This is a genomic window from Arachidicoccus sp. BS20, from assembly GCF_001659705.1.
Classification (GTDB): Bacteria; Bacteroidota; Bacteroidia; order Chitinophagales; family Chitinophagaceae; genus Arachidicoccus.
This window is the reverse complement of sequence record NZ_CP015971.1, coordinates 2,979,957-3,000,905: the sequence shown is the minus strand read 5'-3', so window position 1 is coordinate 3,000,905 and position 20,949 is coordinate 2,979,957. Positions and strand designations below refer to the sequence as shown.

At 36.4% G+C, this 20,949-nt stretch carries 15 protein-coding genes; 11 read left to right on the top strand and 4 right to left on the bottom strand.

Going from position 1 to position 20,949, the window contains the following annotated elements:
* The first annotated feature begins 603 nt into the window (after positions 1–603).
* Positions 604–3,615 (top strand): lantibiotic dehydratase, encoded by a 3,012-nt coding sequence (locus A9P82_RS13015; protein ID WP_066208498.1) that lies wholly within the window; start codon positions 604–606, stop codon positions 3,613–3,615.
* A 5-nt stretch (positions 3,616–3,620) separates the two neighbouring features.
* Here A9P82_RS13015 and A9P82_RS13010 read toward each other — a convergent pair whose 3' ends face one another.
* Together A9P82_RS13010 and A9P82_RS13005 are read right to left on the bottom strand one after the other, a co-directional pair.
* On the bottom strand, positions 3,621–4,340 hold the full coding sequence (locus A9P82_RS13010; RefSeq protein WP_066208497.1) for a LytR/AlgR family response regulator transcription factor: 720 nt from the start codon (positions 4,338–4,340) through the stop codon (positions 3,621–3,623).
* Positions 4,337–5,182 carry a sensor histidine kinase gene (locus A9P82_RS13005; RefSeq protein WP_197492174.1) on the bottom strand — a complete coding sequence of 282 codons (846 nt, stop codon included), beginning with the start codon at positions 5,180–5,182 and terminating at the stop codon, positions 4,337–4,339. Before A9P82_RS13005 ends, A9P82_RS13010 begins: the two co-directional genes overlap by 4 nt.
* Positions 5,183–5,520: 338 nt before the next feature.
* Here A9P82_RS13005 and A9P82_RS13000 point away from each other — a divergent pair, with 338 nt between their 5' ends.
* From A9P82_RS13000 to A9P82_RS12980, 5 genes are all read left to right on the top strand, one after another.
* Entirely contained in the window at positions 5,521–5,718 is a 198-nt protein-coding gene (locus A9P82_RS13000; RefSeq protein ID WP_066208479.1) for a hypothetical protein, read from the top strand.
* Between the two features lie 175 nt (positions 5,719–5,893).
* Complete coding sequence (locus tag A9P82_RS12995) at positions 5,894–13,225, top strand: SpvB/TcaC N-terminal domain-containing protein (protein WP_066208493.1); 7,332 nt, start codon at positions 5,894–5,896, stop codon at positions 13,223–13,225.
* Between the two features lie 42 nt (positions 13,226–13,267).
* Entirely contained in the window at positions 13,268–13,831 is a 564-nt protein-coding gene (locus tag A9P82_RS12990) for a hypothetical protein (RefSeq protein WP_156522692.1), read from the top strand.
* Positions 13,832–13,939: 108 nt separating this feature from the next.
* Positions 13,940–15,007: a hypothetical protein gene (locus A9P82_RS12985; protein WP_066208489.1), complete on the top strand. Its 1,068-nt coding sequence runs from the start codon at positions 13,940–13,942 to the stop codon at positions 15,005–15,007.
* Between the two features lie 11 nt (positions 15,008–15,018).
* Positions 15,019–15,477, top strand: a complete 459-nt coding sequence (locus A9P82_RS12980; protein ID WP_066208487.1) for a T9SS type A sorting domain-containing protein — start codon at positions 15,019–15,021, stop codon at positions 15,475–15,477.
* 230 nt (positions 15,478–15,707) lie between these two features.
* On the opposite strand, the gene A9P82_RS12975 is transcribed toward A9P82_RS12980, so the two are convergent.
* Together A9P82_RS12975 and A9P82_RS12970 are read right to left on the bottom strand one after the other, a co-directional pair.
* Positions 15,708–16,094: a hypothetical protein gene (locus A9P82_RS12975; RefSeq protein WP_066208483.1), complete on the bottom strand. Its 387-nt coding sequence runs from the start codon at positions 16,092–16,094 to the stop codon at positions 15,708–15,710.
* Between the two features lie 126 nt (positions 16,095–16,220).
* On the bottom strand, positions 16,221–16,382 hold the full coding sequence (locus A9P82_RS12970; RefSeq protein ID WP_156522691.1) for a hypothetical protein: 162 nt from the start codon (positions 16,380–16,382) through the stop codon (positions 16,221–16,223).
* A gap of 481 nt (positions 16,383–16,863) precedes the next feature.
* On the opposite strand from A9P82_RS12970, the gene A9P82_RS12965 reads away from it, so the two are divergent.
* From A9P82_RS12965 to A9P82_RS12945, 5 genes are all read left to right on the top strand, one after another.
* Positions 16,864–17,061 carry a hypothetical protein gene (locus tag A9P82_RS12965; RefSeq protein WP_066208479.1) on the top strand — a complete coding sequence of 66 codons (198 nt, stop codon included), beginning with the start codon at positions 16,864–16,866 and terminating at the stop codon, positions 17,059–17,061.
* 175 nt (positions 17,062–17,236) lie between these two features.
* Positions 17,237–18,499 carry a conjugative transposon protein TraM gene (traM, locus tag A9P82_RS12960; protein ID WP_066208477.1) on the top strand — a complete coding sequence of 421 codons (1,263 nt, stop codon included), beginning with the start codon at positions 17,237–17,239 and terminating at the stop codon, positions 18,497–18,499.
* 46 nt (positions 18,500–18,545) lie between these two features.
* Positions 18,546–19,382, top strand: a complete 837-nt coding sequence (gene traN, locus A9P82_RS12955; RefSeq protein ID WP_082915348.1) for a conjugative transposon protein TraN — start codon at positions 18,546–18,548, stop codon at positions 19,380–19,382.
* Between the two features lie 66 nt (positions 19,383–19,448).
* Positions 19,449–20,030 (top strand): MT-A70 family methyltransferase, encoded by a 582-nt coding sequence (locus A9P82_RS12950; protein WP_066208476.1) that lies wholly within the window; start codon positions 19,449–19,451, stop codon positions 20,028–20,030.
* Positions 20,031–20,088: 58 nt separating this feature from the next.
* On the top strand, positions 20,089–20,949 hold the full coding sequence (locus A9P82_RS12945; protein WP_066208474.1) for a hypothetical protein: 861 nt from the start codon (positions 20,089–20,091) through the stop codon (positions 20,947–20,949).

The window sequence follows — 20,949 nt, the reverse complement described above, 5'->3', positions numbered from 1 at the left end:
TAACCTCGTAGCAACTGTATCCTTGTTGGCGAAACGGACAATAACAAGGTTTTGCGAAAGAAAATACGCTTTCACGAAACACATTCCCGACGAAGTCGGGGCTAAAACGAAAGGAAGATTTTGTTTTGCAAACCTTCGGCAAGCCGCAGTTTACGAAGGCGCAGACCTTGTTTTGGGCGGAGCGACAATAAGACTTTCGCGAAGAAAGGAGAATGACGAAGGGAGAAAAATATATTGCTGACGAAAAAGAATATCGTATTTAAAATATAGTTTAAATAGCGACCCAAAACAAAGCATTAAAACAAAATGACTTGTATAGCAATTGCATTCTTTGGCAATTCGGGATGTATAATTTCCGTCTTTGGAAGTTCTTCGCATTTAAAAATTTTCAGATAAGGAACTTCTATTGATGAATTTTTTAATTGTGCATGGCTTCATTTCAGACTATTAAAACCCAATTTGAGCATTCCTAAGACGCACTTCATCCAATATTTTTTCATCAAAGATTTATTTACTTATTTGTACAAAAAACATCATTGATTGCGCATAGCAAGAAATCCTGTATGAAATATTTTTTAATGAAAATAAAGCTTGTAGAGACCGATGAAGATTAGCAAAAACAACCTCTTTGAAGAACAGTCTAGTTCAATTTATTCTTTTCACAGCGATGTTATATTACGTACGCCAACGCTTAGTTTTAAACAATATCCGTCAGATAATATCAGCGAACTTCTGCAAAACAGCACATTTAGGATGTCGATTTTTCTTGCAAGTAAAAGCCTATACTATAATCTCAAGAAGAAAAATTTTGAATACCAATCTTTTAGTGAAAAAGAGAAAACAAGCCTACATAAATACTTCAACCGAATGTCTTATAGAACAACTCCTTTTGGCTTATTCGCTGCTTTTTCAACCTTAAAATGGGGTGTCGCAAATAATGACATTCAGTTGGGAAAAATATGCCTGCATACGGCATTGGACTTTGCCGAAGTAATTGAATTAAATGAAAAAAGCGATTCTTTCGATAATACTGAAACAGTATATCACAGCAATCCTACATTTTATAAAATAGGGACTAATTTCCGATACCTGTGTTTTAGAAACAACGGATTAAATGGTAAAAACTTTTTCATTAATGAAATCGAACAGATACCTCTTGTTTTAAAAATAATAGAATTCTGTAAAAACCCAAGAGACAACAAAGAAATATTGACTTGTCTGTCTAAAGAGTTACCCAATTTTATTGACTATGTCGGATTATTTAATCAACTGATTGAACTAAAAATCATACTTCCCGCAACATTACAGGGTGTTATAGAGCCGGATTTTGCGAATAGGATAAGCAGTGCCGAATATGAATATCTGCAAAATATTCAATCGGTAACTGATATTGAATCATTAAATAAAATTACACAACTTGATCCATCTCTATCTCTATGTGTAAATGCAGAAAAAGAAATGATAAAAGGCGATATTTCAAATCAATTTCAAGATGCTATCAAAGATGGAATTTTCATACTCAATGCATTGTGTAATCAAAAGGTTTCCATACCTCAAATAGATGATTTTATTGTTCAATTTAATACTAAGTTTGACAGACAATGTATCCCATTATTACAGGCATTAGACCCGGATGCAGGAATTAATTACAATAGCCTCGCATCTCAATGTGAAAATTCTTCCTTAACTCAAAATGTCGTCTTCAATAAGCAAAATGCAGGTTCGGGTTTAACATCCATTGAACTCGACTCTATCCGTCATTTGCTTTTGCAAAAATGGATTGAGCAAAGCGGCAATAAACAAGTTATTCAATTACAGCAATCGGATTTAGAAAAATACGCCAACACAATACATGACAACAATGATAAACTGCCGCCAAGCTTTTCTGTAATGTTCAGAATTATTGACGACCACCAAGTATTTATTGAATCCGTCAGCAGCGCTACGGCGACTTCTCTCATCGGGAGATTTACTCCCTTTTCGGAAAAAATAGCAAGACTGGCAAAAGATATAACACGTATCGAAAGAGATTCAAATCCTCATGTAATATTCACAGAAATAAATAGCATCAGCGATTATAAAACGGCAAATATCGAGAGGAGGATTTCTGTCAGAGATTATGAAATACCCATTTTAGTAAGTTCCACAAAAGAGCAAAGCAAACAAATACGATTATCGGATATTTGGATTGAAATAAAAGAAGGCTCAATTCTACTATGGTCAAAGAGCCTTGGCAAACGAATAATTCCCCGATTAGATTCAGCATATAATTATTCACGTGCTGATTTAGCGATATTCAGATTCTTATGTGATGTACAGTATCAGGACATACATCCTATCTTGCCTTTTTCTTTGAGCCAATTTTTTCCGGGATTTCAGTATTATCCACGAGTAGCATATAAATCCACAATCCTATGTCTTGCGGAATGGCATATTAGCCGCGAAACATGGGAATACTGTTTAAAGAATAATTCAAACGATTCTATCCAACTAATAAGGGAAATGCTGATTAAATTAGGTATTTCAACACATTTTGCCTACACGCAGTTCGACCAGCAATTGGTTTTTAATCTTCATATAGATTCTGACATGTTGCTTTTATCAGACATTTTACAAAAGGAAAAATATCTTATCATCAAAGAATTTCCTTTTGTTTCTAATCAACAATTTGCAGTGAAAGACGAGAATAAATTACCGTATATCAGCCAGTTTATTACACATCTATATCGATGCGATGAAGTATATAAAGAAACAAATTGTCCCGTCTTTTCTGACCATACGATAACCCAAAGAGAATTTATTCCTTGTGAAGATTGGATATACTACAAAATTTATTGCCACAGCAGCCATTCGAATGAAATAATCGCAGAGATTATTTATAACATCGTAAATGAATTGTATGCTGAAAATCTCATAAAAAAATGGCACTATGTAAGATATTTAGACCCCGATAATCATTTAAGATTGCGCTTTAATTTTAATGGAGAGAATTTGCAGAAAATTCTCAAAATTGTCAATAAATATTTGTCTATTCTCAAAGAGAAAAGAATTGCCCAAAACGTAATTATTGCAGAATATAAAAGAGAGCTTGAACGATATGGTTCGGAAAATATAGAAGACGTTGAAAATGTTTTCTGCACGTGCAGTAATCTAATTATGAACTTTCTTCATTACAACAAGCCTTCTCCAACCGAGCAGAAATATTTTTCTCTCTCGTTTTATATCATTGATACCATTACAACCACAATGGGATTGACAATTGAAGAAAAATGTTCTTTTCATCAAGAGATGTTTGAAGCCTTTCAAAAAGAATTAAATATTGAAGACAAGATTTACATTCAGTTGCAAAAGAAATACAGAGAATTTAGACCGACTATTCTTGACGCAGATAAAGACGTTAAATTCTTTCGGATTGAAAGAGAAGCTATATTATTAGTTACAGAAATTAAAAAACTATCAAAAAAGATACAACAAAAATCATCGGTCTTCATTGATATTATTCATATGCATCTCAACAGATTGTTTTCTCATGATTTCAGGAAACAAGAAATGATAATGCATTATCTTTTGTGGCGGCATTATTATTCAATAAAAAGTGTGAAAAAGTACGCATAGCAGTTTTAGCCCAGCAATTGTTTTTTAATGACTTCAAGAAGACTTTCTTTGTACAATGAACCGCAATTTATCGGCTCTTTGAGCGATTGTAAATAAATCATATTGCCTTCTATTTTCTGAATTTTTTTAAGATTAACGATATAAGACCTTTGTATCCTCAAAAATTTATCTTTTGGCAAAGCGCCCTCTATTTCAGCAAGGCTCATATAAATGGTTTGCTTACTACCATCCGATAAATACAATACGGCGTAATTGTGTGATGATTCAATATATAGGATATTATCCAAATCAACACGTTCTACTATCCCTTTCTTATTTCCTTTAATAAAAAAGAAATCATTTATCGCCGATTCTTGATGATGCTTTACAATCGGTTCATTCAGTCTTCTGATTGTTTGCAAAAAACGTTCATAAGTAAAAGGTTTCTCTAAAAAATCAAAAGCGCCTATATCAAAAGCTTTAACTCCATATTTTGAGTGTGCGGACGTAAACACAACTTTGGTAAATGAAATAATTTGCTTCGCAAGGTCGAGCCCGGTAAGACCCGGCATATTTATATCCAAAAAAACTACATCCGGCTCTAACTGTTTTGTTGATATATCTGCAAATGCATTTAGGGGATTTTTATCGTAGGCTAACAGCGATAATCCCGGCGTTCTTTCAATATATCTTTCCAACAAATCGATACTATGTTGTTCATCTTCTACAATCATGCAATTTATCATAGGTATTCAATTTTCAAAGTAGTTTCAAAGATTTTTGAATCATTAGTAATATCCAATGTAAACTTCTCCGGATAATAGGATTCCAATCTCTGTTTTGCGAACTCAATTCCCGTAGAGTTCCAAGCTTTATTTACAGATAAGTCAATATAATTCTTTTTATTTTTCGTGTAGAAATATAAAGAATTGTTTTTTAAAATGACCTTGATTACCGCAGGTATTAGCGGGTCTGAAAGGTCTCCGTGTGATAAAATATTCTCTACAAGATTGCTCAATATTACCGGAATGATGCGTTGATTGCTTACTTCGCCCAAACAAGTAAAATGTATAAAGCATTTATCTCCATATCGCAATTGCGCTAATTTTATAATATTGCCAATGTTGGCAATTTCCTCAGATAAAGCCACTTTTCCATCTGCGTCGAGGTCAGCTAAAGCATATCTCATTATTTGTGAGAGCAGTGAAATTATTTCAGCAGATGCGCTATCTGTTTCTTCAACAGAACAATAAACAGCATTCAGTGCATTAAAAATAAAATGCGGGCTAATTTGAGCCTTTATATATTGAAGTTGCGCCTTAGACAAGTCGTTTGACAATTGCAATTGCTTTCGTTCCGATTGAAAACGCTGAAGCTGCATCGCAGCAATTCTTTTTTGTCTTCTTCGAGCTGTTAATCCTAACCAATACGCAGTACTAAGCCCTATAAAATAAACTGCACGACCAATATGGCTCGCTGTTTCCGTAACGGCAATGCTAAAAAATCTTTCCTTAAAACTTCCGCTTTTAGCCAATGACGAATAAAGAGATGAAAGAAAATTATATAAGAATATTTCAAATAAAACCAAAACAATAATTCTTACTGCCTGATATGGCTTTCCAATTGAACGTTCAAGGATATAAAAGCTATGAAAATAAAAAAGACAAATACAGAAGGTATATGAAGTAACGTAATCCCAAAATGTTTTGCGCAATCCACCTAAGAAAAATATTAAAAGAATTTCATAAGCAATAAAAATTGACCAACACAGTACGTGAAATCGAATTGTAAAAAGATATTTATTGACATTCCAAAAAACGATTTTAGCCTTTCTAAAAGTATTTACAGCACCCCTATCCATCGTTTCGCGTAATTTTTAAATTATCATTTTCATTTTATTTCAAATTTACATGAAAATATAGACAAATGGACAAGTTACAATTTAACCTGAACGTAAAAAGTGTATTTATGTTTGATAACTCAAACAGATTTAAGGTAAATGACGCTGATAACTTGTCAAAAAATACCGGCAATGGGGGACCTGACACCGACCCAACTATATTAACGCTTACGTTAACAGGGTTTAGTTCATCTTTAAAATTATCCAAGCAAGTAGATGAATAAAATTTGCTTGTAATTGTTATGTCAATTCTGTTAAAGGAAGTCAAAGTGCTGTTGCCGACTAATGGAGTGCACCAAAAAAGATAATGACAACCAGAGAAACGCTGCTGCCGACCACTGCATTTTGAATTTAAGATTAGCTACTTTTCATTGATGGTTTATAAAAATATGGAAATGTATGAGAAAGATTTTACTCTTATTGCTCTTGTATCCAACATGGTTGCTGTCAATTGCCCAAGACACTACACAGCACTCGACTAAAACGCAAAGTACAACTGTACAGCCCAATCTTATACAACCGCCTCCGGGAGAATGTGAATTAGATGGTACAACTGCAGTAACATTGGGGCAAAGCTACACTTACACAATGACCTGTCTTTACCCGTCCGTTACCTGGTCGGCAACCAATGGAACGATAATCAGTTCAAGTGCTACTTCTGCAACGGTGCAATGGGGGCTACCAGTTTTAGAAGCAGAAAATAATAACGAGAGTAATTTCGCGGACGACAGAATGGCATTAGGTGGACCGAATGCCGGCATATCTTTTACAAACAGGAGTGATATTCCTACATTAACAGGAACCATACAGGCAAAATACAATGGTTCAATTGTCGCAAGTGCAACAGTAACAATTCTGACGCCTCCTTTAGCTGGAGGTAGTCTCTCTCCATCGCAACAAACAATAGCCTATAATACAGTTCCTGCAACATTAACAGAATTGGGTGCGACTAGTGGAGCTACTTATCAATGGCAATCTTCGACAGACGCCTCTTCTTGGACTAATATATTGGGGGCGCACGGAACAACTTATAGTCCCGACACGTTAAAAAACAATACACATTATCGTATTGCGGTCAGTCAAAACACACAGACGGTATATAGTAGTACAGCTTTAGTAACTGTAACTCTGCAAGCAGGTACAATTAGTCCTTCTTCTAAAAGTATTCTTTATAATGCAAGTCCCGGCACGTTAACCTGTTCTGCACCGAAAGGCGGCAGCATAAACCATACTTACCAATGGCAGGTATCAACAGATAAAATTCATTGGAGTAATATTTCTGGAGCGACCGCTCTAACATATATCCCTGGCAATTTAGCAACAACTACGTTTTATCGCTTACAAGTTGATGGTCAGAAATATAGTAATACTTCAATAATTTATATTACCGGCGCACCAATAAATAATCCACCATTGGCGGGAGATTTCACAATGCCGAGTGTTGCAGTTGCAGATACAGTACATTCTGGCAAATCTGATATAGTAGGAGCTATTGCCGGAAACGCAAGTGTATCGTTAACGGGTGCAGCGACATATACAATACCTATTCAGCTTCCACCTGGCACAAATGGATTAGAGCCATCTGTAAGTGTTAGTTATAGTTCTGAGAGTGGAGATGGTGTTGCTGGTTGGGGGTGGAGTCTGAATGCATCAACGGTTATAACAAGGGCAGGAAAAAATACTTATTATAATGGCAGTACATCTCCAATAAATTACACAAACAGCAATGATGCCTTTATATTAGATGGACAAAGATTGATGGTTGTATCTGGGAATAATGGAGCAGATGGTACTATTTACGGCACAGAGAATGAATCATTTGCAAAAATTCAATCTTTCGGTGGCAGTGAAACATCCGGTCCCGATTATTTTGTTGTAACGACGAAAGACGGCAAAATAATGGAATTCGGTCATACAACTGATAGCAAACTTAATACTGATAATGGTCAAAGCACAATGATGTGGTATTTGGACAAAGTTACTGACCAAAATGGTAACTTTATGAAATATCAATATACCATCAATTCTACGGATAGGGATTTTGCGCTAACTGAAATTGATTATACAGGCAATACAATCAGTGGATTGCAGCCTTATAATAAAGTGCTGTTCACTTATACGGTAAGACAGTATTGGCAAGACAGGAGGAAATATGTTAGTGGCGCATCCTTGGTATCTCCTTTTAATTTATCAAATATAAGTGTGAAAGACCAACTCGGCAACACCGTTAGAAGCTATAATTGTGGTTATAATTTAGTCAATAACGTATATTATCTTGCATCTGTTTCCGAAACAGGTTCAGATGGTACCTCTTTAACTCCTACAACTTTTACCTACGGCGACAGCAGCAATATTGCTGATATGGTGTGGTCGGGATCTACCCCTCTAATTAATGGTGCGGTTGATTTAACTTATGGGGATTATAATGGCGATGGAAGAATGGATGTTTTGATTGATTCTTTTAAATACGATAACAAAGGATTCAAATTACATACTTCATTAAAAATATTCAGCGATATAACAATTGATGGGAATGCTTCATCTGCTGCGGTTTTATTTGAAAGAAGCTTTACGCCGGAATCATATACAATTATTAAAAATACAGCATTTAGCACTAATAATTATCGCTTTACAACATCTGATTTTACCGGAGATGGTGCAGACGATATTATTGATATAAATTCGACGTTATATAATCCGGGAAGTAATTATAAGCCAATACAAACGCCTCAGTCTATCAAGTTGTTTTCAATTCATAGATTCAATTCTGGAATAAAAATAGATTCAGTATTATTATCTGCTACTCCTACCGGCTTCTTAGATAACCGAACATACTCTTATATACCGGATGGCAAAGAGTTTTTTATTCCTGGAGACTTTGATGGAGATGGCACGAGTGATTATATTTTGATGTTAGGGCAATTTGAAACAATAGGAAGCCCAAGTAGCGGTGTTTATTATAAGGCGTTTTTTACATCTCCAGCTAAAAATATCGTCAATCAGGAAATTTTTAATTTTACTATTGACGGAAATACGAATATCAATACTTATGCTGCAACATCAATTGCAACAGCAGACCAAGTAACTCCAATACAATTAAACGGCGGCGGGAAAACAGCTATCTTAGTAACGAAAGGCGATAGTTCTTATCTCCTGACTATCAGTCCTCTTCCGGGTTCTGTTGGATTAGGTTCGAGTTATGTAGCTACCGTTATTACTAAGACTGCAACCATAAGCAAGAACAATGTTTTTTATACTGCAGATTTTAATGGCGATGGGAATTCAGATTTACTTTTACGGGCAAGCGATGGAAAAACAAATGGTTATGCAGCGTGGTCTGTATTATATGGGACTGGTGCTCAAAGTGGTTTCCCTTTTACAGCACCTTCATCGTTTAGTTTTCCAAGCCTCATCCAGTTACCGGGAGACAATAACCGGAATTCTGCACATACTATCTCAAAAATACTAATAGCAGACTTCGATGGAGACGGTAATTCAGAGATAGGTGTAGGATATTATATAACTCCTTCGAGCGATGCTAATGCACTTACAGGAAGAATTGCAATTGCAAAGATGAAAGGGCAACAATACGGGTATAATTATACTTATTATGATGCGCCTAATTTAGACCCTTATGCAAATGGGTTGGCTGCCGGAGATTTTAATGGAGATGGCAGGGCTGATTTCTTTTGCCCGGATTATACTTATTCATTTTATTATTCCAAGCCGTTTAGCACTTCAACTCTGCTTCGTAAAGTGCTGGATGGATTAGGTGTAACAACTACCTTTAATTATCAATCATTATCAGATGGTCGTATAACCAGTCCGGCAACTTTCTATCATCAAGCAGATTATAGTACAACAGATTCTTTAACAAATTATCCTTTTAATGTTGTTCGCTCTCCAATATTTGCTGTGTCTTCAATATCGGTTCCTAATGGAATTGGAGGAACGACAACGGTTAATTATAATTACAAAGACGCAATTTTCAACCGAGCAGGTAAAGGCTTTTTAGGGTTCAAGTCTGTTATTTCCAAGAATTTGGCAACAGGAATTACTTCTGAAACAGATTTTAATATTAGCGCTCATTATGCTGTTCCTTATGAAACGAAGCAAACTACGTCACTAACTTCTTCAGGGGAATTATTATCGGAACAAGATATTTCTACAAGTCTTGTAAGCAAATCAACCAATGGTTATTTTGATATGCGATATTTCCCCCAAATTAATAAAACTATAAATATAGATTATCTCAAAGGTTCAGCTACTGAAGAGGATAATACTTATGACAGTTATGGAAATATTACAACAAGTGTTTCAAAAGCAGGCGGTTGGAGCGGTTCTGCTGTTAGCGCAGTAGAAACAACCAAATCAACCACAACGTTTGGCACACACAGCACACCTGTTCCTGCGCTTCCTGATAAAATTATTGCTCAACATTCAAGGTCTGGACAAACAGTATTAAGTGAAGAAAGTGATTTTACATACGATGCCAAAGGAAATGTCGCAACAAAAATTGAATACGCTGGCAAACCATTAGCGCTTACAACAACCAACGTTTACGATAATTATGGAAATCTTACACAATCTACATTATCAGCTTCCGGTATTTCAAATAGAATTGTTCACAATACCTATGATGCGCAGGGGCGGTTTGTATTAAAGAAACAACAGCCGGGAAGCGGCATAACTAAGACACAAAGCTACACATATGACAGTTGGGGAAATCCACTTACTACTGTTTCTACAGACGGATTGACAACAACGTATTATTATGACGGATTTGGAAGAAATACAAAAATGCTACTACCGGACGGGCAGATTATTTTAAATGCATTAACCTGGTCGAATACAGGAAATGTTTCGTACATAAATTATAAGTATGCACAAGATGGCGGGCAGGCATCGGTTAAAACAGCGTATGATATGTTGGGCAGAGAAATTGCTCAGCAAACCAGTGGCTTTAATGGCCAGTTTTTATCTCAAACATCTACTTATGATGCTAAAGGTAATATTGCAAGCCAGAAGATGCCGTACTATCAAAATGAAACAGCAGAAGTTGTTACCACACAATACGACACATACAATCGTGTAATCAAAGTGAGTACTCCGGTAAATTATACTTCAACATCTTATTCTAAGTTATCGGGTGGGCAGTTTAAAGTTACAGTAACCAATTCTGCCGGGCAGGCAAGCAGCAAAACGCAAGACGGTGCCGGCAGGGTGGTAAATGCAATTGACAACGGCGGGCAGTTAAATTTTACTTACGACAGTCGCGGAAACCAAACAAAAGTTGCTATCGGAAGTACTGTTTTGGTAACAGCTGTTTATGATGATTACAGCAGACAGACATCACTTACCGATAAGAATGCAGGGACTATGACATATCAGTATGATGCACTTGGAAAGCTAACCCAACAAAAAGATGCACTGAATCATATTTATACAACGAGTTATGATGACTTTGGTCGCTTAACGAGTAAAACAGGACCTGAAGGCACAACGAGTTATATTTATTATTCCGATGGAACAAAAAATAACGATAACATCGTAAAAATAACCGGCTTTTCTGGTGATGTTACAGATTATACTTACGACAATCTCGGTAGAAAAATAACGCAAAAAACTACTGTTGATGGTACGTCATACACTGACCAGTTTCAATACAATAGTTTTGGTCAGCTGATAAAGACTACTTATGCTTCGGGCGTAATTATTAATGACGAATATGATGCAAATGGAACGCCGACTAAAACTAGTTTACAGAATGGTTCTACTTCAACAACATTATTTACAGCTACAGCAATGAATAGCAAAGGCATTTATACCGGTTATAAATATGGAAATGGCAAATCAAGCCAGGTTACTTTTAACTTAAACTTAGGTGTGCCTACCAGGTATTATACATCCGGCATACAAGATTTGAATATGGTTTGGGATGCGAATAGCAGTAATCTTACTTCAAGAAAAGATGCAATCAAAAACCTGACAGAGACATTTACCTATGATAATCTGAAAAGGTTGACGGGCGCTTCTGTTAATAATGTTCAGCAGTTCAGCATGACGTATGACAATAATAGCGGTACGTCTCTTGGAAATATTGATACAAAAAGCGATGCGGGAAAATATGTATATAACACAACCAAAATAAACGCAGTTGCTTATATCACGGATACGGGCAGCAATCAAATGTTGCCGCCGCCTAATATATCTCAGAATACACAAACACTTGGGTACACGCCGTTTTTAAAAGTAGATACCATTGCTCAAAACGGATATGTATTGAAATACACTTATGGAGCGGACCAGCAAAGAATTAAAAGTATATTACTTCAAAACGGAACTACGGTTGAGACAAAGTATTATTTTGGCGATTACGAAAAACAAATAAAAGGGGATACTACAAGGTATATTCATTACATTGGTGCAGGTAATGGTTTGTGTGCAATTGTCGTCAAAGAGGGAACTGTAACCAAAGTGTATTATGTTTATTCCGACCATTTAGGAAGCATTCTTACCTTAACAGACGGAACCGGCGCAATTGTAGCAAAACAAAATTTTGATGCATGGGGCAGAAAGCGCAATCCTGATAACTGGACGTACACAAATGTATCCAATGTTCCTACATGGTTATATCGCGGTTATACCGGACATGAGCATTTAACGCAGTTTTCATTGATAAATATGAATGGACGGGTGTATGACCCAGTCCAAGGACGGATGCTAAGCCCGGATAATTATGTGGCTAACCAATGGGGAACACAGGCATACAACAGGTATAGCTATGCTAATAATAACCCCCTAAGCTACATAGACCAAGATGGAAATAACCCAGTAGTGGTTGCGCTACTTATTGCAGCAGCAGTAAGCGCAGCAAGCTATACTTTGCATGTAGCCCTAAGCCCAGGTGGTTTTAGTAACTGGAGTTGGACTGAATTTGCCGGACAATTAATAACAGGAGCTGTGGAAGGCGCCATTACTTATGGTATTGGAAGTGCTTTTGGAACTACTGGTAACCTATGGCATGAATTACTTCGAGCAGGGGCCCATGGCTTGGATGGATATGCAATGAGTGCTATGACTGGTGGAAATGGTAAGTCTGGCTTTTTAAGCAGTGCAGTAAGTTCTTTAGTGGGTTCAGGTATTGATATGTATGCAGGACCAAACTCTATATTGAGTAGCTCTGCCGCCGATTATGCGATAAGTGGACTAACTGGCGGAGCCAGCAGTAGTATTGCTGGCGGCAGTTTTTGGGAAGGTGCTGCAAATGGAATAATTGTAGAAGGATTTAATCATTTAGTACAACAAAAGTTAGAAAATGATAGAAGAAAATTGAAAGAGAAAATATTAGCAGATGGAAAACTAACTTTGCAAGAGGCTAATGAATGGTATAGAACTGGCGGAGGCGGTGATTTAACAGTGGATGCAGATCAAGTTGATTTAGATTTTCTGAATCCAAATGAGTGGGGTGTCGGCGACAGAAAAAATGTACAAACTTTATATAATTCTGTTGACGGATTAGTTTATGGAAATATATTTGTTGACTATATGGGTAGCTATCAATTCATGATTGAAAAGGATAGGTACGATTTCGATATAAAACCTAACCCAAAGCATCAATTCAAAGTATGGTTTAGAAATAAGGCGACAAAAATAGGACATTGGTATGCAGGGAAAGGAATACCCTTTGATATTTATTTTAGAGGATTTGATACAGTTCTTCCAAAATAAATAATTTTAATATTTTATTTCTTTATAATTAAAAAACAACCAATGAATAGAATCATTTTTGTAATAATACTTATCTGTAGCTGCCAATTATCTTGTGTGGGGGGAGGGATTTCAGATAATTCTTTTGATATAGATTCTTCCTATACACTAGTTGAAAATGGATTTAACAATAATTCAATCGTTGGTCCTATTTCGATTTGTGCCAATATTGATTCAATAGAGTATTCTCACGATTATCTTCTTATAAAACAAATTCCTCAATTTAAAGATTATGAACAAGCTCTGATGAGAGATTTGTTACTTTTTTTAACTATTGATAAAAAGAATAAGTATAGTTATTTCGATGAATCCTTTATACAGAAGCAAGCGAAAATATTAAGATTTGTTGGGAATAATGGAGATTCGGATCAAAAAACTTTGAAACAATTAGCGGACAGTATTTTAAATTCGAGTGTTTTTTATAAGAAGATTTTTACAAGCGGTTATTGCTGGTGGTTATTAAATAAACAAGATACTGTATTAGATGGTCCATTTGATAGGGTAAAATATGACAGTATAAAAATTAATTTTCGTTCGCAGAATTTCAAAGTCTTAAAAGTTGAATAGAGTAAGTGTGCGTTGCATAGGAATATTTCCGCTTGAATTTTTGAAATTCGGCTACTAAAAAAGGAAAAGTCTGGACTGTTTTATAAAAAACTTGATAAAACTTAAAAAATGAGAAAGGTATTAAAGAATGTGATAGTACTAAATACCATTATTCAATCTATTGTGATAATACCAATATTTAGTGCTGCCCAAAATGGAAATAATAAAAAAAATATTCATTTTCAAACAAACCAATCGAGTTCAGCAAATAGCTATAATATTTCAGGAATAAATATTATAAGCAATTTGCCAGATTCGGAATTTGTAGGAACAGCGCCTTCTCAATATTCCGATGTGCGAACTAATTTGGTATTTGAAAGCGGTGTGCGAACAACATTACAAAGTTTGATAAATGAAAAATATAGCAATACTTTTAAGCAAAATGGTTCTTTGCTTCAATGGGCTATTAACGACCTAAGTGTTGGGAGCGATTCTACTACTGATGGTATTATCAATCATACTAAGCTTAGCATAGACATTTATAAATCAGATAGCAATTCTCTACTTATTGGAAAGTATGATACGTTAATTATTTCAACAGATTCTAATGCCGATTTTGGATTGAGTATTGCTGTAGCTTTAAATGGCGCGTATGAAAAATCAGGAACAATACTAAATACTTCTGTCACTAATACTATAAGTAGCTCGGTTCAAAAAAAGGAAGTTGTAAAGCTTCAAAATATGGCGGCAAAAATACTTACAGATACGAGCTATAAGACCGGCGTATTCGTATCTTTTAACGAGTTCAAAAATGATGCTCCGTCTATTACACAATTCTTTACAAGTTTTGATACAGCAAGTCATAATATTTTGATTAATCAATTAGATAAGGATGATGAAATGCAACTTGTACAAAATGTTTGGGGAATTGCAAGCAACAACGAGTTATATGTGTATGTTGATGGACAGTTATACCCGATAGAAAAAAATGGAACCGGCTTCTATTTGTCTAAATACATTGATTTTACAAAACGTACAAATCAAGCGGTTTACTGGCGGAATAAAATAGGGAATTTTCAGGGAGATACCAATCCGTTTAATGATAACCATGTTTATCGTGTACCTCTTTCCGGCAGTTCATCAATTAAAACCGAAGCATTGCGGATAGATATGCAAACAGGTAAATTAACTTATTAAATTACAATTAAATGAAAAAACAATTTATACTCACGCTTTTTGCGCTAATTGTAATAGCATTTCCGCAGAAAGCTTTCTCACAGTCATTACCATCCGGCACAGCAGGTATTGTTTATACCTACGATGCCGCTGGAAACCGTACAAAAGTTGAATATATAGTCAATAATACTTCCACAACCGCAAACGTTGTGGACAGCCAAAAAATTGCTGTAGCTAAAGTAAGCTCCAATGTACTAAAAGTAGATGTACTCTACCCGAACCCGACAACAGGCAGATTTACCGTAAGACTGGTAAAACCGCTGCAAAATGCCAATGTAACCATTGTTGATGTTTCCGGCAGAACAGTAATTAAAAGTGTCGAAAACGGCTCGTTGCTAACCTATGATTTATCCAAGCAGCCGAGCGGTATTTATCTTTTGTACATTCAGCAACAAGACCAAAAAATTACTTTGAAGATATTGAAGAAGTAACAATCTCTTCTCAACAAAATGCCCACTATCAAGAGCAAGTCCGGGCTTTTAATATTCAACACAATTTATTTGCCGTCATGTCATTTCTTCTTATTGAAAAGAATTTTTGAATAGAGGCGGCTAATGCTTTTCTGAAGTGGTAACATTATAAAAGAACCTTGGTGTGATGATACAAAAAGCCTCCGACAGAAATCAGAGGCAAGAGAAAATTAAATTACCTATGGAGAAAATTAAAAATCGACCTTGATATAATCTTCGCCAACAGAAACTGAACCCGCCCCTTCAATATGAACACTCACACCATTTACAATCAATTTAAAGGATTTAGGTGTAGCTGTTTCTTTTGGAGAAATAGCAGGCGCTGCCTTAGCCTTTTTCTTGACGGTTACAACTTTCTTATTTGCGCCTTTTGATGGTTTAGATTCAACTATTGACGGAGCTGTACCCAACAGTCCCTTCTTTTTTAGTTCCCCTTTGTGGTAACCGATATTTGCAATTGACACGCCAAGCCTTTCGTGTATGGACTTGGTTTGTTCGCCCGAAATAATCGCATCTTTCAATTCCTGTAATCGTTCAGGAGTTAATTTCGCCGGAGCTGATTTTTTTGCTTTTGCCATTTGATATGGATTTTAATGAAGAACGAAAATACTAAAAGATTCTTTAAGCATATTTATTGTGTTCTTTTAACACTTCAAGAATAATTACAAATACCCTATTTCCCAAAAAGTCTGATTTCTTCATCTTCACTCAGTAGCGCTGATACCATAAGCCCATTTGTTGTCGGTTGGTCGTGGTCGCTTGCTATCATAAGGCTTGCGAAAAACGCCTCCGTCATCATGAACAGCATAATGCTCAGTTTTATACAAGCATTCATATTCTTTTTCAAAGTCATTCAAATTAACCATATGGGCTATTTAGCTAAAATAACGATTCTAGGCTTGAAGCTTGTGTGGGAAAGATCGTAGGAGACATTCCATGATTGAACGTCATGCCCAACTTCGTTTTTAAATTTTCAAATCCATTTTGTTGAGTTGAAAAATCAACCAACTTAAAAGTATCTGATTACGCCCGATTTCTTCGTCAGGAGAATATTGTGCAGCAATTATCCTTGTTAGTGGCTGGCATTTCTTGTTAATCAAGCAGCGTTTTGTAACTATCTGCAATGTCATTTATAAGTTCTGATAATGGTTTGATGTCTGATTCTGTTTTATCAATTCGTTTAAATTCGGAGTAAGGAACAAACATACAAACTTCGTAACCAAGTGATATTCCCAAAAACGATTTTAGCCTTTCTAAAAGTATTTACAGCACCCCTATCCATCGTTTCGCGTAATTTTTAAATTATCATTTTCATTTTATTTCAAATTTACATGAAAATATAGACAAATGGACAAGTTACAATTTAACCTGAACGTAAAAAGTGTATTTATGTTTGATAACTCAAACAGATTTAAGGTAAATGACGCTGATAACTTATCAAAAAATACCGGCAATGGGGGACCTGACACCGACCCAACTATATTAACGCTTACGTTAACAGGGTTTAGTTCATCTTTAAAATTATCCAAGCAAGTAGATGAATAAAATTTGCTTGTAATTGTTATGTCAATTCTGTTAAAGGAAGTCAAAGTGCTGTTGCCGACTAAGATGTATGCCTGATTAATGAAGTTAACCAAAGAGAAAATTTTGCCGTAAGACCGACACCGGAGCCGACGTTCGCATTTTGACAGATCCGTTTTACTTATTGTTTTTTTAAGAGATTCATGAACTAAATGTACAGCTAAAACGGCAGAGAAGATTTTTATTGGTTCTTCCTGTGATTATCGTTCCGTTTTTGACATTCTTTTTGTGGTCTGTTGGCATTGTCGGCAAGGCGGATGCAAAGACTATTAAAAATAATAAGCAGACAGGATTTAATGTGCATCTGCCTGTTGCAACACAAGCAAAGGACAGTAATTGGAATAAGATGCAGTATTATGCGCAGGCGGATAAGGATTCTGCAAAACTGCGCTCATTCATCAACAGCTATGGCAATGACAGCAGCGCCGTTTCAGGCGTGGCGGTAAACACCGACCCGAAAGAAAAATTGATTGAAGATAAAATTGCGGCGTTGAATAAAAAATTACATGAGCCTGCAAAAGTTAGCCCCGAAAATTCTTCTTACGATAACGAAATACCCGACCCGCCACCTGCACAAAAACAAGCGGCGTTAGAAAGAATGCAGGAACTGCAAGCATGGTCTAATTCATCATCAAAGACAAGCAATGTTTCTGACACAGAACAGAGCGACCCCGAATTGGAAAAATTAGATGGTATGCTCAACAAGGTATTAGATATTCAGCATCCCGAAAGAGTGCAGCAACAATTACAACAGCAATCGGAACAAAATAAAAAACAGGTTTTTCCCGTGCTGACCAAAGAAAACAAAGCGGCTATTTCTCTTTTACAGAACACAGGTCAGCAAAACGTTCAGGACACAACAAACAAACAATTGACTGTATCAACCAATAATCGTTTTTACGGATTAAATGATGACGCAAGTAGTAACACAGTTACCAATACTATTGCTGCGGAAATTCCCGAAGAACAAGTTTTAGTCAATGGTGCAATCGTCAAATTAAGATTACTCAATGATGTATACATACGCGGCACGCTCATTCCGAAAAATCAATTGCTCTATGGTACAGCCAACTTGAAAGGCGAACGTTTAACTATTGAGATTAGTTCCATTGGTTACAACGGACAAATATTACCTGTTGCATTGAGTGTTTACGATATGGACGGGCAGCAAGGTTTATACATACCCGGTGCTATCACTCGTGATGTTGCGAAGCAGTCCGCAGACCAGGGGATTGAAACTATGAACCTCGGAACGTATGACGCCTCGCTTGGTGCGCAGGCGGCAAGCGCGGGGATACAGGCTGCGAAAACACTCATCGGCAAAAAAATAAAACTCGTGAAAGTTACGGTCAGAGCGGGTTACAGAGTGATGCTGAAAGACATGAACGATAAGGATAAATAGTAAATATTAAACAGTAAATATTTTTTCAAATATAAAATTGATAGAAATGAAAAGTGTAGTGAAGGTTTTTGTGATGATGATTTCATTTATGATGATTTATGAAACAACAGTATATGCGCAGGGTTTACAGGAAAACAAAACAGTTACAACTATCGGGTTGTATCATCTCGAACTAAGCGATAACAAAACAACCAATGTCATTTTCCCTTATGCCGTCAAAAGTGTGGACAGAGGTAGTGCGGATGTGATTGCGCAAGTGGCGCAAGGTTTCGGGAATGTGTTGCAGTTAAAAGCAAATGTTGCGGACTTCAAACAAACCAATGTAACGGTTATTACTTCGGATGGAAAATTTTATTCTTTTCTCTCTGATTATAACAGCGACCCGAAATTATTAAATCTCTCTTTTACAGACAGCGTCAAGAATATGGCACTGCCTGATGATTACAATGCAAAAGTGTTGGGCAATGATGCCGCAGAGATATTACAAGCCAAGCCTTTTTTACACAAGCATATTGTTGATGAACAAATGAAACTGCGGCTTTCGGGCATTTATCTGAAAGATAATTTGATGTGGTTTAAACTTCAAATAAGTAATCGCTCACAAGTAGATTTTGACATCAACAATCTTTCATTCTCAATCATAGATAAGGGACAAGCCAAGCGGACGGCAAGGCAGGAAATTTTGTTGCAGCCTGTTTATACAAAACAGGCTGAAATAATCAAAGGCAATGCAACTAAAGAAATAGTTTTAGTATTTGAGCCTTTCACTTTATCGAATGCCAAACGATTGAAAATACAAATCAGCGAAAAGGCAGGTGGCAGAAATTTAATCTTGCTTATCAAAGCAAGAAAGCTGTTGCGGGCAAGATTGCTGAAGATATAGTAAAGCAAGCACTACAAAATGCTTGGCTAAAAACAAAAGCATATCATCAAAAATATTGTCGCGGAGATGAAACAGAAGAAAAAGTTATACAATATTATTTATGCAGACCCGCCCTGGAAGTTTAAATTCTTTGCAGACGGCTTTCCAAACAGGACAGCAGAAAGCCATTACAGGGTTCAGTCTTTGGAAGATTTGAAACAAATGGATATTCCTTCCATTATGGCGAAAGATGCCGTGTTGTTTATGTGGGCGACCTTTCCCTTACTTCCCGATGCATTAGACTTAGGCAGGGCTTGGGGTTTTAATTTTCGTACGGTAGCGTTTACATGGGTCAAGCTATATAAGCATAATTATAAACCATTCATAGGAATGGGTTATTACACAAGAGCCAATGCAGAAATTGTTTTACTGTTTATCAGAGGTAAACCTTTGAAGCGGCAATCGAATAAAGTAGAGCAGGTATTGATTTCTAAAATCGGGCAGCATTCGCAAAAGCCCCATGAAATAAGAGAAAGGATTGTACAGCTATACGGCGACCTGCCGAGAGTGGAATTATTTGCACGGAGCAGGCTGGGTTTCTTTCCTGATGAAGAATATAAAGGTTGGGATGTATTTGGCGATGAAGCCAATCATTCGATTGAGATTTGACAGCGTGGTTAGATAATACAAGTGGTATTGATTTTTTTAATTTAAAAAATTTAAAACAATGGAAAACGAAGTAGATAAATCTCACGTAACGCAGTTCCGCCGTATCGGTATGGAAGAAGCGTACAATGAAGATTTGAAAAACAAAATGGCGCAAGGCTTGGCGAAAATCGAGCATACTTACAGTAAAGCCTATGACGACGGTAAAGTGGATGCCGTCATTCATTTGCAGAAATTTCCTGCATTGGATGCTTACGAAATCAAAAAATTTGACTTAACCGTTCAGCAGGCAGGACAGGACAACAAGGTTAGCCAAACCTTTTATATCGGCGCATCAAAGAAAATATATGACGAGGACGGCAATGCTGCTTATCGTCAAAACAAGTACACGTTGAAAGAGGGATATAACTTGTTGTCGGAGCGTCCGGTGTTTAAGCAGTTTGTGAGTAAGGACGGCGCTCCTTACGAGGATTGGATAAAACTGAATTTACAGAACAAGCTCGCTAACGGCAATCATGAAACTATTTTCCTGAAGAAGCCTGATTTTCACTTAGAGCAAACATTAAAAGAATACTCGATTAAGGATTTAACCAATCCTCAATATACGGTTTCTTTAATGGAATCACTCTATCGCGGCAACTTGCAACTAACCACGTTTACGCCGAAAGACGGGCAAGCGGAAAAACTGTATGTTTCGCCGAATCTCGAAACCGGTTCAATAAATGTGTATGGCGCAGACAGAAAGCAGATACCTACAGAAAAGTTAATTGAACGGAATTTAATTGCCAAAGATTTTGGCGAAAAATTATTGCAGGTCGAAAAGCTGGTGCAAGAGCAAAAGCAAACACAGAAGCAAGAGCAGAAACAGGAGCAAAAGCAGAATATAACAAAAGAACATAAGCATCGGCAAAAAATCAGTTGA

Coding starts and splice junctions, on each gene's coding strand:
- A9P82_RS13015 (WP_066208498.1), top strand. CDS start 604: ATGAAGATTAGCAAAAACAACCTCTTTGAAGAACAGTCTAGTTCAATT.
- A9P82_RS13010 (WP_066208497.1), bottom strand. CDS start 4,340: ATGATAAATTGCATGATTGTAGAAGATGAACAACATAGTATCGATTTG.
- A9P82_RS13000 (WP_066208479.1), top strand. CDS start 5,521: ATGGACAAGTTACAATTTAACCTGAACGTAAAAAGTGTATTTATGTTT.
- A9P82_RS12995 (WP_066208493.1), top strand. CDS start 5,894: ATGAGAAAGATTTTACTCTTATTGCTCTTGTATCCAACATGGTTGCTG.
- A9P82_RS12990 (WP_156522692.1), top strand. CDS start 13,268: ATGAATAGAATCATTTTTGTAATAATACTTATCTGTAGCTGCCAATTA.
- A9P82_RS12985 (WP_066208489.1), top strand. CDS start 13,940: ATGAGAAAGGTATTAAAGAATGTGATAGTACTAAATACCATTATTCAA.
- A9P82_RS12980 (WP_066208487.1), top strand. CDS start 15,019: ATGAAAAAACAATTTATACTCACGCTTTTTGCGCTAATTGTAATAGCA.
- A9P82_RS12975 (WP_066208483.1), bottom strand. CDS start 16,094: ATGGCAAAAGCAAAAAAATCAGCTCCGGCGAAATTAACTCCTGAACGA.
- A9P82_RS12970 (WP_156522691.1), bottom strand. CDS start 16,382: ATGGTTAATTTGAATGACTTTGAAAAAGAATATGAATGCTTGTATAAA.
- A9P82_RS12965 (WP_066208479.1), top strand. CDS start 16,864: ATGGACAAGTTACAATTTAACCTGAACGTAAAAAGTGTATTTATGTTT.
- traN (WP_082915348.1), top strand. CDS start 18,546: ATGAAAAGTGTAGTGAAGGTTTTTGTGATGATGATTTCATTTATGATG.
- A9P82_RS12950 (WP_066208476.1), top strand. CDS start 19,449: ATGAAACAGAAGAAAAAGTTATACAATATTATTTATGCAGACCCGCCC.
- A9P82_RS12945 (WP_066208474.1), top strand. CDS start 20,089: ATGGAAAACGAAGTAGATAAATCTCACGTAACGCAGTTCCGCCGTATC.